At 49.9% G+C, this 15,719-nt stretch carries 13 protein-coding genes; all 13 read left to right on the plus strand.

Annotation, left to right across the window (positions count from 1 at the left end; all coding sequences use genetic code 11):
- Positions 1 to 102: 102 nt before the first annotated feature.
- Complete coding sequence (locus DRW41_RS02840) at positions 103 to 2,784, plus strand: cation-translocating P-type ATPase (RefSeq protein WP_115450436.1); 2,682 nt, start codon at positions 103 to 105, stop codon at positions 2,782 to 2,784.
- 99 nt (positions 2,785 to 2,883) lie between these two features.
- Complete coding sequence (locus tag DRW41_RS02845) at positions 2,884 to 3,759, plus strand: YicC/YloC family endoribonuclease (RefSeq protein WP_115450437.1); 876 nt, start codon at positions 2,884 to 2,886, stop codon at positions 3,757 to 3,759.
- Between the two features lie 61 nt (positions 3,760 to 3,820).
- Positions 3,821 to 4,084: an extracellular matrix/biofilm regulator RemA gene (gene remA / locus DRW41_RS02850; RefSeq protein ID WP_053366139.1), complete on the plus strand. Its 264-nt coding sequence runs from the start codon at positions 3,821 to 3,823 to the stop codon at positions 4,082 to 4,084.
- Between the two features lie 10 nt (positions 4,085 to 4,094).
- Positions 4,095 to 4,709: a guanylate kinase gene (gene gmk / locus DRW41_RS02855; RefSeq protein WP_115450890.1), complete on the plus strand. Its 615-nt coding sequence runs from the start codon at positions 4,095 to 4,097 to the stop codon at positions 4,707 to 4,709.
- Entirely contained in the window at positions 4,710 to 4,931 is a 222-nt protein-coding gene (gene rpoZ, locus DRW41_RS02860; RefSeq protein ID WP_115450438.1) for a DNA-directed RNA polymerase subunit omega, read from the plus strand.
- 360 nt (positions 4,932 to 5,291) lie between these two features.
- Positions 5,292 to 6,500, plus strand: a complete 1,209-nt coding sequence (coaBC, locus tag DRW41_RS02865; RefSeq protein WP_115450439.1) for a bifunctional phosphopantothenoylcysteine decarboxylase/phosphopantothenate--cysteine ligase CoaBC — start codon at positions 5,292 to 5,294, stop codon at positions 6,498 to 6,500.
- Positions 6,497 to 8,911, plus strand: a complete 2,415-nt coding sequence (priA, locus tag DRW41_RS02870) for a primosomal protein N' (RefSeq protein WP_115450440.1) — start codon at positions 6,497 to 6,499, stop codon at positions 8,909 to 8,911. Before coaBC ends, priA begins: the two co-directional genes overlap by 4 nt.
- Positions 8,912 to 9,024: 113 nt before the next feature.
- Positions 9,025 to 9,510 carry a peptide deformylase gene (gene def / locus DRW41_RS02875; protein ID WP_115450441.1) on the plus strand — a complete coding sequence of 162 codons (486 nt, stop codon included), beginning with the start codon at positions 9,025 to 9,027 and terminating at the stop codon, positions 9,508 to 9,510.
- Positions 9,507 to 10,451: a methionyl-tRNA formyltransferase gene (gene fmt / locus DRW41_RS02880; RefSeq protein WP_115450442.1), complete on the plus strand. Its 945-nt coding sequence runs from the start codon at positions 9,507 to 9,509 to the stop codon at positions 10,449 to 10,451. Before def ends, fmt begins: the two co-directional genes overlap by 4 nt.
- 56 nt (positions 10,452 to 10,507) lie before the next feature.
- Positions 10,508 to 11,857, plus strand: a complete 1,350-nt coding sequence (rsmB, locus tag DRW41_RS02885; RefSeq protein WP_115450443.1) for a 16S rRNA (cytosine(967)-C(5))-methyltransferase RsmB — start codon at positions 10,508 to 10,510, stop codon at positions 11,855 to 11,857.
- Positions 11,858 to 11,881: 24 nt separating this feature from the next.
- The gene (gene rlmN, locus DRW41_RS02890; RefSeq protein ID WP_115450891.1) at positions 11,882 to 12,955 is read left to right on the plus strand and encodes a dual-specificity RNA methyltransferase RlmN; all 1,074 of its coding nucleotides are present in this window, start codon (positions 11,882 to 11,884) and stop codon (positions 12,953 to 12,955) included.
- Complete coding sequence (locus tag DRW41_RS02895) at positions 12,956 to 13,708, plus strand: Stp1/IreP family PP2C-type Ser/Thr phosphatase (protein ID WP_115450444.1); 753 nt, start codon at positions 12,956 to 12,958, stop codon at positions 13,706 to 13,708. It begins immediately after the preceding gene.
- Positions 13,708 to 15,672 carry a Stk1 family PASTA domain-containing Ser/Thr kinase gene (gene pknB, locus DRW41_RS02900; protein ID WP_115450445.1) on the plus strand — a complete coding sequence of 655 codons (1,965 nt, stop codon included), beginning with the start codon at positions 13,708 to 13,710 and terminating at the stop codon, positions 15,670 to 15,672. Before DRW41_RS02895 ends, pknB begins: the two co-directional genes overlap by 1 nt.
- Positions 15,673 to 15,719: the final 47 nt, after the last annotated feature.

Below are 15,719 nucleotides of genomic sequence, written 5' to 3' on the forward strand. Positions count from 1 at the left end.
AGCATTTTTTTGGACGAGTCTGAATAAGCTTACTTGAGAGTATGGGATGCCGGAGGATAAGGCCTTCCATGGAAAAATCAAAGGGGGAAGCGTGATGGCCGGATGAAATTCCATGAAATGAATGCAAGCCAGGTGGAAGAGGCGCTGAATACTGACTATTCGTCTGGATTATCCCTGGAGGATGCGCAAAAGCGGATAAAAATCCACGGGTACAATGAGCTCGATGAAGGGGAAAAGCAATCCGCGCTGCTGCTGTTCATAAGCCAGTTCAAGGATTTTATGGTCCTTGTCCTGCTGGCCGCTACGCTCATATCAGGGCTGCTGGGCGAGTATATCGACGCCATCGCAATTATTATGATTGTACTGATAAATGGCTGCCTCGGCTTTTTTCAGGAAAGAAAAGCCGAAAAATCGCTTCAGGCATTGAAGGAATTGTCGGCGCCGCAAATCCACGTGCTCCGTGAGGGAAAATGGCTGAAAATTCCATCGAGGGAAGCTGTTCCCGGTGATGTTATCAAATTCTCAAGCGGGGATAGAATTGGGGCGGATGTCCGTATCATTGAATCGAAGAGCCTCGAAATCGAAGAATCTGCCCTTACTGGAGAATCTGTGCCGGTTTCCAAGGAGGCCGGTATTCTTTCTGTGCCAAACCCCGGTCTTGGTGATATGGGAAATATTGCATTTATGGGGACGATGGTGACAAGGGGAAGCGGCCTTGGCACCATTATAGCGACAGGGATGAAAACGGCGATGGGGCAGATCGCCGACTTGCTCCAAAGTGCGGAATCAGCGGAAACACCTTTACAAAGAAGGCTTGCCCAGCTTGGGAAAATACTTATAACAGTCGCGCTATTATTAACATTGCTTGTTGTCGTCATCGGCGTTATTCAAGGACATGGGCTGTACGAGATGGTTTTGGCGGGAGTCTCCCTCGCCGTCGCGGCCATTCCGGAAGGGCTGCCGGCGATTGTAACGGTTGCCCTCTCTCTTGGCGTCCAGAAGATGATCAAGAGCAATGCAATTGTGAGGAAGCTTCCCGCGGTTGAAACTCTTGGCTGTGCATCGGTCATCTGTTCGGATAAAACGGGAACGATGACTCAGAACAAGATGACTGTAACACATCTGTGGAGCGGCGGGAAAAGCTGGACAGTGGACGGGATCGGCTATCAGCCGGAGGGCAGCTTTTTCGGGGAGAACAAACAGCCCGTCCAGGTCAGGAACGAAAAAGCGCTGCAGCAGCTTTTAATGTTTGGCATGCTTTGCAATCATTCCGAACTGGCGCGTAAAGAAGAGGAGCTTGTACTCGATGGCGATCCGACGGAAGGGGCACTCCTTGTCAGCGCCATGAAAGCCGGCTATGACAGAAAAAAACTTCTCGAAGAATATAAGATTTTGAATGAGTTTCCATTCGATTCCACCCGTAAGATGATGAGTGTCGTCGTCCAAGACCGGCAGGGAAAGGTCTTTATTGTAACAAAGGGCGCTCCTGATGTCCTCATTGGGGTCAGCAGCGGCATCCTTAAGGATGGAAGGGTTCAAACGATGGCTGGCGAAGCGAGGACTGAGGTGATTGCCGCTGTCGAAAGCCTTGCGTCAAAGGCGTTGAGGACGATAGCGGTTGCCTACAAAGCTTTGCCTGCCGGGCGGGTCATCCTGAATGAAAGGGAAGCGGAAAAAGAATTGACGTTCATCGGCGTACAGGGAATGATCGATCCTCCACGGCCGGAGGTAAAGGATGCGGTCCGTGAATGCCGTGAAGCAGGGATAATAACGGTCATGATTACCGGAGACCATATAATTACGGCCAAGGCAATAGCGGGCCAGCTTGGAATCCTTGCCGGAAACAGCCGGGTTATGGATGGAAAGACTCTTTCCGGAATGGCTGTCGATGAACTTGAAGAAGTGGTCGAGGAGATCTCGGTATTCGCGCGCGTTTCACCGGAACATAAGCTGAAAATTGTCAAGGCGCTCCAAAACCGGGGCCATATTGTCGCTATGACTGGCGACGGCGTAAATGACGCTCCCGCAATCAAGGCCGCCGATATTGGGATTGCCATGGGGATAGCGGGAACGGATGTCGCCAAGGAGGCTTCCGCTCTTGTCCTCCTTGACGATAATTTCGCCACAATTAAATCGGCTATCAAAGAGGGCCGGAATATATATGAAAACATCCGGAAATTCATCCGGTACCTGCTTGCCTCTAATGTCGGGGAAATCCTTGTCATGCTTTTCGCGATGATCCTGGCCCTCCCGCTTCCGCTTGTCCCCATCCAGATTCTTTGGGTGAACCTTGTGACAGACGGGCTGCCCGCCATGGCGCTTGGCCTAGATAAGCCAGAAGAAAATGTGATGAAGCGGAAACCGAGAAGCCCGCGGGAAGGGGTTTTCGCGCGTGGCCTTGGCTGGAAGGTTGTCTCAAGGGGGTTTTTGATTGGGATTGTGACGCTGCTCGCTTTTATGGCGATCTACAACAGGCACCCCGAACAGCTGGAGTATGCAAGGACAGTCGCATTCGCCACCCTCGTCCTGGCCCAGCTTATTCATGTATTCGACTGCCGGAGTGAAATTTCCGTCCTTTCGAGGAATCCTTTTGGCAACAAATATCTTGTTTGGTCGGTTGTATCATCGGCCGCCCTTATGGTCGCGGTCATTTATTATCCGCCGCTGCAGCCGGTATTCCATACGATCGCCATTAAGCCGAATGATTGGCTGTTGATTTGCGGGCTGTCCGCAATCCCAACTTTTTTGCTGGCAGGTACATTTTTGGCAAGAAAAACAAAATGAGGTATGATATAATCACAAAGGTAGTAGAGTGGGCTCTATTGCCTTTTCTTTATGCTGCGGCAATTTGCCAGCCGGATTGTGAAAAGGATGTGCAGAAGAATGATTGTGAGCATGACTGGTTTTGGAAGCTGCAAAAAAGAAACCGGAACCTTTTCTATTCAAGTTGAAGTCAAAACGGTTAATCATCGTTTTAGCGAATTTAGTTTCCGCATGCCCCGCTACCTGCTGAAGGCAGAGGACAAGTTTAAAAAGGCTCTTGGCCGGCACATACGCCGGGGCCGCGCCGAAGTCCATATCTCCGTGGACGGGGAAGGGCCGAGTGTAAGGGCTCTTCAAGTTGATTGGAACCTGCTGGACGAATATTACCAGTTTGTTACCGAAGCGGGCGCCAAATATGGATTTAATGCCATGGAAGCCTTTAAGCACGCGCTGGGGCGGGAGGAATTTTTACATATTGAGGAACGCGAATCGGGAAATGAGGAGATTGAGGCAATTATCCTCGAAGCAATCGATGAAGCAGGAGCGTCTGTGAAGCAAATGCGGCTTGCGGAAGGCGTGGCTTTGAAGAATGACCTGTCCGCGAATTTGGCTGGTTTCCAGACGATTGCAGCAGAATTGGCAGAATATGCCCCCTCCGTCATTGAACAATACAGAGCCAGGCTGTCCAAAAGGATGGCAGAATTGCTTGATGGCGAGGTGGATGAGTCCAGGATTTTTGCCGAGGCCGCCCTTTTCGCCGACAAATCGGATATCCATGAAGAATTGGAGAGGCTGAAAAGCCACGTTTGCCAATTCAATTGCATTCTGGATGAAACGGAACCGGTAGGAAGGAAGCTGGATTTCCTCGTTCAGGAAATGAACCGGGAAGTGAATACAATCGGCTCCAAATCGAATGATTCACGCATCTCCGAACGCGTCGTCTTGATGAAGAGCCTGTTGGAAAAACTGAAGGAACAAATTCAGAACATTGAGTAGGCCCCGTTTCAGATAAACAGCGTCGGGGCATAATTATAAAATTGATGACTGGAGAATGGGCATGAACATTAAATTGATCAATATTGGTTTTGGGAACATCGTATCCGCGAACCGAATCGTTTCCATTGTGAGCCCCGAGTCCGCTCCGATAAAAAGGATTATACAGGACGCTCGTGACCGCGGATCCCTGATTGACGCCACGTATGGAAGAAGGACAAGGGCTGTTATCGTCATGGATAGCGACCATGTCATTTTATCGGCGGTTCAGCCGGAAACGGTTGCCGGCAGGCTTTCGGATCGGGAAGATATTTTGGATGAAGGGTAGGATTGGCCAAATGCAGGAAAAAGGATTGCTCATAGTACTTTCAGGGCCGTCGGGAGTTGGGAAGGGTACTGTCAGGAAAGAAATTTTTTCCCAGCCTGATACGTCTTTTGAATATTCCATTTCAATGACAACCAGGAATCCCCGCGAAGGCGAGGTCCATGGAGTGGATTATTTCTTTAAATCCAGGGAAGAGTTTGAAGAGCTGATTTCCCAAGGGAAGCTGCTTGAATATGCCGAATATGTCGGTAATTATTATGGAACCCCTGTTGATTATGTAAGGGAAACGCTCGAAGCGGGGAAAGACGTATTCCTTGAAATCGAAGTGAAGGGCGCGAAGCAGGTACGGGAGAAATTCCCGGAGGGGCTGTTCATTTTCCTCATGCCTCCGAGCCTTACGGAACTGAAGAACCGGATTGTCACAAGGGGAACGGAAACGGAAGATCTCATCAATAACCGGATGCTCACAGCCCGTGAAGAAATCGAAATGATGCATCTTTATGACTACGTAGTCGAAAACGACCAGGTCGAACTGGCCTGCGAGCGGATCAAAGCCATCGTCACCGCGGAACACTGCCGCCGTGAACGGGTGGAACAGCGATACATTAAATTATTGGAGGCGGAATAATTGTTATATCCATCTATTGATTCCCTATTGAATAAAATTGATTCGAAATACTCACTCGTATCTGTCGCGGCGAAACGGGCGAGATTTATGCAGCAAAGTGGCGGGCCCATCCTGGAAAAATACGTTTCACATAAATTTGTCGGGAAAGCTCTCGAAGAAATTTACAGCGGACAGCTGACCTACCGGGTAGGAAAAAAAGCTGAAACGCCTGCTGAATCGTAGGCTGGGTTTCCTGTAGGAAAATGTCCCGCTAATTCACGCGGGGGTCTTTTGCAAGGATTTTAATCGGGGCATGGCAGAGGCAAAACGTCATCCCCTTTCTTTTTGCCCGCAACCGACATGAGGACAGAAACCAATACATCGATTTGACCAAACACAAGCGCCTAATTCCGGGCGCTTGTGTTTTTCGGAACGCCGCTATTTTACACCATCCGCACTCTAAGAAAGAAGCGGAAGAAAAGCACTCGCAGTACCCATATTCTTTCAATTTTGGTATAATAGGAACGGGTGTTCCTGGTTACGGGAATTATCTTTTTAAGTTTCTTTTAGAACCTAATGACAGTAGAGGCGGAGGAATGCCAAATGCTTGAAGGGAAGAAAATCTTGCTGTGCGTCACCGGAGGGATTGCGGTGTACAAAGCCGCCGCGCTTACGAGCAAGCTTGTCCAGGCCGGGGCCCAGGTGAAAGTAATTATGAGCGAGTCAGCAGCTAAGTTTGTCGCGCCATTAACATTCCAGGCTTTATCGCGGAATGATGTTTATACCGATACATTTGATGAGAAAATTCCAGGGGCCATCGCGCATATAGATCTGGCGGATTGGCCGGATTTGGTAATTTGCGCGCCAGCCACAGCCAATACAATCGGAAAGCTTGCGGGAGGCATCGCCGATAACATGGTCACAACCACCCTCCTGGCAACCGAGGCGCCGGTCTGGATCGCACCCGCTATGAATGTCCATATGTATGGACATCCTGCGGTAATGAGGAATATCGAAACGCTTCATGGATTCGGATACAGGTTCATTGAGCCTGGCGAAGGCTTCCTTGCCTGCGGGTATGTCGGAAAAGGCAGGCTTGAAGAGCCGGAAAGGATAGTCGAGCTTGCCGCCAGTTTCTTCGCCGGGGAAAAAGGGAAATTGTCTGGCAGGACGGTCCTTGTCACAGCAGGCCCAACCAGGGAGAGGATTGACCCTGTCAGGTTCATTTCGAACGACTCGAGTGGAAAGATGGGCTACGCGATTGCGGAGGAAGCCCTCCGCGAAGGAGCGAAAGTCATTCTTATCACAGGGCCGGTCGGGATCGAGCCGCCAAAAGGGGCACTGGTTGTTCGGGTTGAAAGCGCACAGGAAATGTACGATGCAGCGCTGGGCTATTTCGAGGAGGCGGATATCGTCATAAAATCAGCGGCGGTGTCCGATTACCGGCCAAAAACCACCTATGCGCACAAAGTCAAAAAAAAGCCAGGCAATGAAACAATCGAGCTTGAAAGGACAAAGGATATCCTGATGGAACTCGGAAAAAGAAAAACTCGCCAGGTACTCGTTGGCTTTGCGGCCGAAACAAACAATCTCGAGGAATACGCGAAAAGGAAACTTGCAGCCAAGAACGCCGATATGATTGTAGCGAATGATGTCACAGCCAGCGGGGCGGGCTTCGGGACCGACACGAATATCGTAACGCTGTTCAGGACTGATGGTTCGAACGAAAGCCTCCCGCTCTTGGCAAAGCATGAAGTCGCGAGAAGGATTTTACAGGAAGCATCCATCCTGGCAGAGGGGGCGGGTAAATGAATATTGCGAGCGTCATCGTCGATGTGCCTGCAAAACAGACGGACAAGCCATTTGACTACGAAATCCCCGAAAAATGGATTGGTGCGATTGTTCCTGGCATGAGGGTCATTGTCCCCTTTGGTCCAAGGCGGGTGCAGGGGTTCGTGATTGGCCTGAAGGACCATTCCGAATTCGAAAGCCTGAGGGAAATCCAGGAACCGATGGATTTGGTTCCTGTTTTGAACAGTGAACTGCTGGGCCTTGGCAACTGGCTCACCGAAAAAACGCTCAGCTTTAAAATTTCAGCGTACCAGGCGATGCTGCCGGCCGCTTTGAAAGCAAAATACAATAAAAAAGTAAAGCTCGCCCAGGGAGCAAGCATCGAAGATCTTCCGGAAAGCCTCCGCCATTATTTTGAAGGCGACAAGGCCATTGGATGGGAAGATGCCGTAAAGGGCGGGCTTGTTCCCGTCCTTCAGAAACAAGCGGCGGCGGGCACCCTTGAAGTCCTATATGAAGTGCGCGAAAGGCTTGGGAAAAAACATATAAAATATATCGTTCCACTTCTTCCTCCAGAGGGGCTGAAGGCCAAATATGAGGAAGTATCCGGTCGGGCCGCAAAGCAGAAGGAACTGCTTGAGTTCTTTATTGGCAATCCTGAGCCGATAGAGGCGAAGAAGCTGACGAATGAACTGGGGTATTCTCAATCAGCGGTCAAGTCCCTGGTCGACCGGGGCTGCCTCGGCGAGAAAGAGCTTGAGGTATACCGCGATCCGTATGAGGACCGTCATTTTCCAAAAACAGCCCCGCTTAAGCTGACCGCCGCGCAAAAGGCGGCCATTTCACCAGTGAAGGCCGCGATTTCGGAAGGCCGCCATGAGGTATTCCTGCTTTATGGGGTAACGGGCAGCGGGAAAACGGAAATCTACCTGCAATCAATCCAGGATGTGATTGAAAAAGGCAAGGAAGCAATTGTTCTTGTTCCGGAAATCTCCCTTACGCCGCAAATGGTCGAACGGTTCAAGGGAAGATTTGGCGCGGAGGTGGCAGTCCTTCACAGCGGTTTATCGGCAGGGGAAAAATACGATGAGTGGCGGAAAATCCAGCGCCGAGAGGTAAAGGTGGCCGTCGGCGCGAGGTCGGCGATTTTCGCCCCGTTTGAAAACCTGGGAATTATCATTATTGATGAAGAGCATGAAACAAGCTACAAACAAGAGGATATGCCGCGTTACCACGCAAGGGACGCCGCTATTGAAAGGGGAAGGAATCATGCCTGCCCGATCATCCTCGGAAGCGCGACCCCATCCCTTGAGTCGTTCGCCAGGGCCCAGAAAGGGGTATATTCCCTTTTATCGCTTCCGGACAGAATGAACAACCAGCCAATGCCCGAGGTCGCAATTATCGACATGAGGGAAGAAATGCGTTCCGGGAACCGGTCGATGTTTTCACGGAAGCTGTTTGAAAAAATCGAGGACAGGCTTGGCAAAAAGGAACAGATTGTCCTCTTCCTTAATAAACGCGGCCATTCATCTTTTGTAATGTGCAGGGACTGCGGCTATGTCATGGGATGCCCGCATTGCGATATTTCCCTGACATACCACAGGAGAAACGAGCAGATGAAGTGCCATTATTGCGGATATGAAACGCACGTCCCGCTACAATGCCCTGAATGCCTGAGCGACCATATCCGCTACTTTGGGACGGGCACACAAAAAGTGGAAGAGGAATTGGGCAAGCTGCTTCCCCATGCCAGGGTAGTCAGGATGGACATGGACACAACCGGCAGGAAAGGGTCGCATGAGAGATTATTGAAGGAATTCTCGGAAGGGCGGGCGGATATCCTTCTCGGTACACAAATGATTGCCAAGGGCCTGGATTTTCCGAATATCACCCTTGTCGGCGTCCTATCGGCGGATACGATGCTGCATATACCGGACTTCCGCTCTGCGGAAAAAACGTTCCAGCTCCTGACCCAGGTAAGCGGACGTGCGGGCCGCCATGAGCTTCCGGGCGAGGTGGTCATCCAGACCTACACCCCCGAACATTACAGCATTGAACTTGCAGGCAGCCAAAACTATGATGTTTTTTACCAGAGGGAAATGATGTCCAGAAAAGTTCATAAATATCCGCCGTTTTACTATCTCGCCCTTGTCACGGTCAGCCATGGCCAGCTCATGAAGGCGGTGTCGGTCACCGAGCAAATCACCGCGTTCCTTAGGGCGAGGGTTTCCGAGGACGCTGTCGTATTGGGACCGGTGGCATCCCCTATCCCAAGGATCAATGACCGATACCGTTATCAATGCCTCGTGAAATACAAACGTGAGCCATCCCTTCCTGAAAACTTGAAACAGGTGATTGATAGATACCAGAAAGAGGAAGGCGCAAGCGGCCTTCAAGTTTCGGTCGACATCAATCCATTCTTATTGATGTAATGGGCGGCGGATTCCCGCCCAAGCAGGCCATGGCCATGAAAAAACGGGATTACCACCCCCTTTTTTTGGTAAAAGTAATAAAGTAACCTAAAAGGCAATTGGAGGAACATTCTTTGGCAATTCGCAAACTAGTAGTATATCCAGCAGAAATTTTGGAGCAGCCCTGCAGCGAAATCAGCAAGTTTGATAAAAAGCTTGGGAAGCTCCTTGATGATATGTATGAAACAATGATTGAATTCGATGGCGTCGGCCTCGCAGCCCCTCAAATCGGGCAGCCAGTCCGAGTTGCCATTGTCGATGTGGATGACGAATCGGGAACGATTGAAATGATCAACCCCAAAATCCTGTCCACATCAGGGGAACAAACAGGGGTGGAAGGCTGCCTCAGCTTTCCTGGTCTATACGGCGAGGTAACACGGCCACATTATGTGAAAATCGAAGCCAGTGACCGTAAAGGAAGAAGCTATACCATGGAGGCGGATGGATTCCTCGCCAGGGCCATCCAGCATGAAATCGACCACCTCGATGGAGTACTATTTACCTCCAAAGTTACCCGGTACTTGGAAAAAGACGAACTAGAGGGAGTGGAAAGCGAATGACGAGAATAGTTTTTATGGGAACTCCCGATTTTTCGGTTCCGGTGCTAAGGCGGCTGATAGAAGACGGCTATGAAGTGGCCGCGGTTGTTACCCAGCCTGACAGGCCGGTTGGGAGGAAAAGGGTGCTGACTCCGCCTCCAGTAAAAGTGGAAGCGGAAAGGCATGGCATTCCTGTCCTTCAGCCCGAGAAAATAAGGCTGAAGGAGGAAGTGGGCAAAGTGCTGGCATTTGCACCCGATATCATTGTCACAGCGGCATTCGGGCAAATATTGCCAAAGGAGCTTCTTGAATCCCCGCCCCATGGCTGTATTAATGTCCATGCCTCCTTGCTTCCAGAGCTGCGCGGTGGCGCTCCGATTCATTACTCCATAATCCAGGGTAAGGAAAAGACCGGAATAACAATCATGTATATGGAGGAAAAGCTTGATGCGGGTGATATCCTTACCCAAGCGGAGGTCCCAATTACCGAAACTGATACGGTTGGAACCCTTCATGACAAGTTGAGTGCAGCGGGTGCGGAACTTTTATCCGAAACAATGCCAAAGCTGCTTAAAGGGGAACTTTCCCCGGTTAAACAAAATGAAGATGAAGCCACGTTCGCATTCAATATAAAACGGGAAGAAGAACGGGTTGACTGGAACAAAACAGGCGAAGAAATCTATAACCAAATTAGGGGAATGAATCCATGGCCGGTTGCCTATACGACCCTCAGCGGCACAGTGGTGAAGCTGTGGGCGGCAGAAAAAGTCCAGTTAAAGGGGATCGGTCAGCCTGGCCAGATCGTTTCCTTGGATGAACTCGGCATAACGGTTGGAACCGGAAACGAAACCGGAGTTAAAATAACAGAGCTGCAGCCTTCAGGTAAAAAGCCGATGGATGCGGGCCAATTTTTGCGGGGGGCCGGCAGTAAACTGCAGGCTGGCCATAAATTCGGCGATTAACACCGGTTTTGTTCCGGATTGAAAGGAGAGAAGGGCGCGCTTAATAGCCCGAATAAATGGCGGCAAACAGGAAAAATGTCAGGGAGACGGCATTGGATCTTCTGGAGGCAATCGAAAAGAACCAGGCATACAGCAATTTGCTCCTAAACCATACAATTGAAAAGAACGAGCTTCCCCAAAAGGATATCGGGCTTTTGACAGAACTCACATACGGAACGCTTCAAAGAAGCATGACACTTGATTATTACCTGTCACCGTTCCTGAAAAATCCGCGAAAAATCGAGCGCTGGGTCATCCACCTATTAAAGGTGACTGTATATCAAATGGTCTATCTCGATAAAATACCGGACAGGGCCGCCATATTTGAAGCAGTGGAAATTGCAAAGAAACGCGGGCATAAAGGAATAGCCTCAATGGTGAACGGGGTGCTCCGGAGCATCCAGCGGGAAGGGGTCCCTTCCCTTGAAAAAATAGGAGATCCGGCTCAAAGGCTGGCCATTGAAACAAGCCATCCGGAGTGGCTGGTCAAAAGATGGATCAGCCAATTTGGTTTTGATAAAACGAAACAGATGTGTGAAATCAATCTGACAGCGCCACTTCAAACAGGACGGGTGAATTTGGCGAAAATTTCACGTGAGGATTGTATAACGGTTTTGGATGAAGAAGGGTTTAAAGTGGAGGCAAGCCCTGTCATTCCGGAGGCTGTTAGGTCCCTGAAAGGCAACCTCGCATCTTCCCGGGCATTCAAAGAAGGGCTTTTGACAATACAGGATGAAAGTTCAATGCTTGCCGCGTACGCGCTTGGAGTGGCAAGGGATGAAAAAGTGCTGGATGCTTGCGCGGCGCCGGGAGGGAAAAGCACCCATATTGCCGAAAAGATGGCGGGGACTGGCAAAGTGGTTTCGCTTGACCTACATGAGCATAAAGTAAAGCTTATAAAGGAAAATGCGGACAGGCTTGATTTGCCGAATATTGAAGCAATGGCGCTCGACAGCCGCGGTGCCCAAAGCAGATTCAAACCTGATTCGTTTGACCGCATCCTTCTTGACGCGCCATGTTCGGGCCTTGGCGTGATGCGGAGAAAACCGGATATGAAGTATACGAAAAAAGAGGAAGACCTTGGCAGGCTCGGAAAAATTCAGCAGGAACTGCTTGATTCCATCGCTCCTTTGTTAAAAAAAGGTGGAATTCTAGTCTATAGTACGTGTACAGTAGATAAAGAAGAAAATCACGAAAGTGTAATGGGATTCCTGAATAGGCATCCCGAATATGAACCGGATGGGGAGCTGATTGGCAGAATGCCGGAAGCTGTCCGCCCATTGGTCACCGGCAGCGAGCTGCAGGTCTTGCCGCAGGACTTCGGGTCTGACGGGTTTTATATTGCAAGTCTACGAAAGAAGGTGTAACGGTTGGAACCGATAAATACAACTATGAATAACAAAGAGGAAGAACAGCAAAAACCTTCCATTTATTCTCTTCAGCTTCACGAATTAAAAGAATGGCTAACAGCGAATGGAGAAAAGGCGTTCAGGGCCGAGCAGATTTTTGATTGGCTATATAAGAAGAGGGCCGATTCTTTTGAGGAAATGAGTAATCTGTCCAAAGGAATGCGGCAAAAACTGGACGAAAATTTCAAATTGACAACCCTCACGACGGCGATCCAGCAAACCTCTGCGGACGGGACTATTAAGTTCCTTTTCGAACTCCATGATGGCTATTCGATCGAAACGGTGCTGATGCGCCATGAATACGGAAATTCGGTCTGTGTTACGACACAAGTCGGCTGCCGTATCGGATGCACATTTTGCGCGTCGACACTTGGAGGCCTGAAACGGCACCTTGAGGCCGGAGAAATTGTCGCCCAGGTCGTCAAAGTCCAAAAGGCTCTTGATGAAACAGACGAGCGGGTAAGCTCCGTCGTAATCATGGGAATTGGCGAGCCGTTCGATAATTATGACAACATGCTCTCCTTCCTGAAAATCATCAACCATGACGAAGGGCTCAATATCGGAGCACGCCACATTACAGTCTCCACGAGCGGCATCATTCCAAAAATATACCAGTTTGCCGATGAGAACATGCAAATCAATTTCGCAATATCCCTCCATGCTCCGAATACCGAGCTCAGAAGCAGGCTAATGCCGATAAACAAGGCTTACAAACTTGATGACTTAATGAAGGCTGTACGGTATTATATCGATAAGACGGGAAGAAGGATTAGTTTTGAATACGGGCTGTTCGGGAAGGTTAACGACCAAATCGAACATGCCGAGGAACTTGCTAACCTTCTAAAAGGGCTGAAATGCCACGTAAACCTGATCCCGGTAAATTACGTTCCGGAACGGGATTATGTACGAACTCCGAAAGACCAGATTTTTGCGTTTGAAAAAGCCCTGAAAAACAGGGGAATCAATGTAACCATCAGGCGAGAGCAGGGGCATGACATCGATGCGGCATGCGGACAGCTGCGGGCCAAAGCCCGCAAGGAGGAGTTGAAAAGCTAGATGAGAGCGGTCTATATGACTGACCAGGGGAGAATCAGAAGCCATAATGAGGATACCGGGGGGATTTTCCTTAATGCCGACGGTTACCGCCTTGCCATCGTAGCTGACGGTATGGGCGGCCACCGCGCCGGGGATGTTGCAAGCGGTATGGCTCTGGCCGAGATGAAGAATTTTTGGGAAAATGCCAGGGGAATCAAATTGCCAGACCAGGCTGAACGATGGCTGAAGGAGCACATCAGCCTTGTCAACGGGGTAATTTTCAGGCACTCCCGCGCAAACGAGGAATGTGACGGCATGGGGACAACCATCGTTGCGGCCATCATGCTGGAGGATTCCGCGACAATCGCCAACATTGGCGACAGCCGCTGTTATATCCTCAATGAAACAGGCTTCAGAAAAATAACCGAAGATCACTCCCTCGTTAACGAATTGCTTCGTTCCGGACAGATATCAAGGGAGGATGCCGAAAATCATCCGCGCAAAAACGTCCTTCTCAGGGCGCTTGGCACGGAGGAAAACGTGGAAATGGACATCAGCACCATCATGTTTGAGGAAGGCGACACGCTTTTGCTTTGTTCCGACGGGCTGTCCAATAAAGTGAGTGAAAAGGAAATGGCCGACGTCCTCTCAAGCGCAGCTTCGCTAGAGGAAAAAGCCTTAAAGCTCATTTCCCTTGCAAACGAATATGGCGGGGAAGACAATATCACCCTGGCGATTGTCGAGTTTGCGGGCGTCAGCGAGGTTGATAGCTAATGATGATTGGAAAACGCATTAGCGGACGCTATAAAATACTTGATACAATCGGCGGCGGAGGGATGGCGAACGTTTACCTTGCGCATGACATGATCCTTGACAGGAATGTCGCCGTTAAAATGCTCCGCCTTGACTTTGCGAATGACGAGGAATTCATTCGAAGATTCCACCGCGAAGCACAGTCGGCTACGAGCCTGGCCCACCCGAATATTGTCAGCATTTATGACGTTGGCGAGGAAGAAGACATTTATTACATCGTCATGGAATACGTCGATGGTCAGACCCTGAAACAATACATACAGCAATATTCCCCGCTCAGGGTGGAAGCCGCGATCGATATTATGAAGCAGTTGACCTCGGCGATCGCTCATGCCCACCAGAATCATATCGTGCACAGGGATATCAAGCCCCAGAACATTCTCATCGACAGGAAGGGGAATGTAAAGGTTACGGATTTTGGCATAGCGATGGCCCTAAGTTCGACAAGCATTACCCAGACTAATTCGGTCATCGGTTCGGTCCATTATCTGTCTCCCGAACAGGCCAGGGGTGGAATGGCCAACAAAAAGTCGGATATTTATTCCCTTGGCATCGTGATGTTTGAGCTTATTACTGGCAGGCTTCCGTTTTTTGGCGAATCGGCCGTTTCCATCGCGCTGAAACACCTTCAATCCGAAACGCCTTCCGTACGAAGATGGAATCCCGAAATTCCACAGAGCGTAGAAAACATTGTGTTAAAGGCTACCGCCAAAGATCCGTTCCTCCGTTACGATAGTGTTGAGGAAATGGAAGACGACCTTCGCACTTCGCTTTACCCGGAAAGGATCAATGAGCCGAAATTTATGATACCGGAAGACGATGACGCGACGAAAGCAATTCCTGTCATAACGGCGGATAAGGCACTGAAAAACCTGGATGAAACCCTTGTGCACGCGCAGGATAAGGAGAACATGGGCGAATCCGCGTTAAATCAGGAAAAGGTGAAGAAGAAGCGAAAAAAATGGCCGATTATCCTCGTTTCCACCTTCGTGGCGCTCGTACTCCTTGGCATAATGACATTAACCGTCTTCCCGGCACTTTTCGGGGCTAAGGACGTGGAAATCCCGGATGTTCGCGGCGGAAACCTGAATAAGGCAATTTCCGATTTGAAAGAGGCGGGGTTTGCGATTGGTGAAACGAAGGAAATTCCGGATGATAAAGTTCAGGAAGGTCTGGTCGTCAAGACAGATCCCCCGGGCGGGGATACCGCCAAGGAAGGGGCCAGGATTGACCTGTTCGTCAGCTCGGGCAAGGAAAGGTATGAACTGTCGGATTACACCGGAAGGCCTTTCAAAGAAGTGGAAGAACTGCTTAACAAAGAAAATTTCAAGGATGTCCGGGCGATACCGGAGCACGATAAAAGCGATCCTGGGACAATCCTCAGGCAAAGTGAACCAAAAGGGAAACTCGTTGTGCCAGAAGAAACTGAAATGGAGTTTACCGTCAGCAAGGGTCCCGAAAAAATTACGCTCCGCGATTTAAAGGGGTACAATGAAAAAAGCCTTGCAGACTATGCCGAATCCACCGGCTTGAATGTGAAAATGGCCGAACCGGTCTACGATGATACGGTAGAAAAAGGGCTAGTCGTTTCGCAAACTCCTCCAGCGGGTTCCGAACTTTACAAAGGCGATACGGTCACTGTCGTACTGTCAAAAGGGAAAGAAGAAATCCGGCCCAAAATGGTAAGAAGGGAAGTAACCCTTGAATATGATCCGGAAGTTCCAGGTCAGCCGCAGGAATATCAAGTTTATATCGATGACGCTGTTCATACTATGACGGAAGCGGCCCAAACAGGCCTGATTACAACTGATGAGACAATTATCATAGAACTCCAAGTGCCATACGGGAAAAAAGCGGGCTACAAAGTCATCGTCGACAACAGGGTCGTTGACGACGGGACCGTTTCATATGACGATGCCGAATAGTTCGGGACGCCAGGGGTGTTTTTGCCCTAGGCCTTGTTTCCTGGAGA

The sequence above is a fragment of the Neobacillus piezotolerans genome, from assembly GCF_003362805.1.
Lineage (GTDB): Bacteria > Bacillota > Bacilli > Bacillales > Cytobacillaceae > Bacillus_D > Bacillus_D piezotolerans.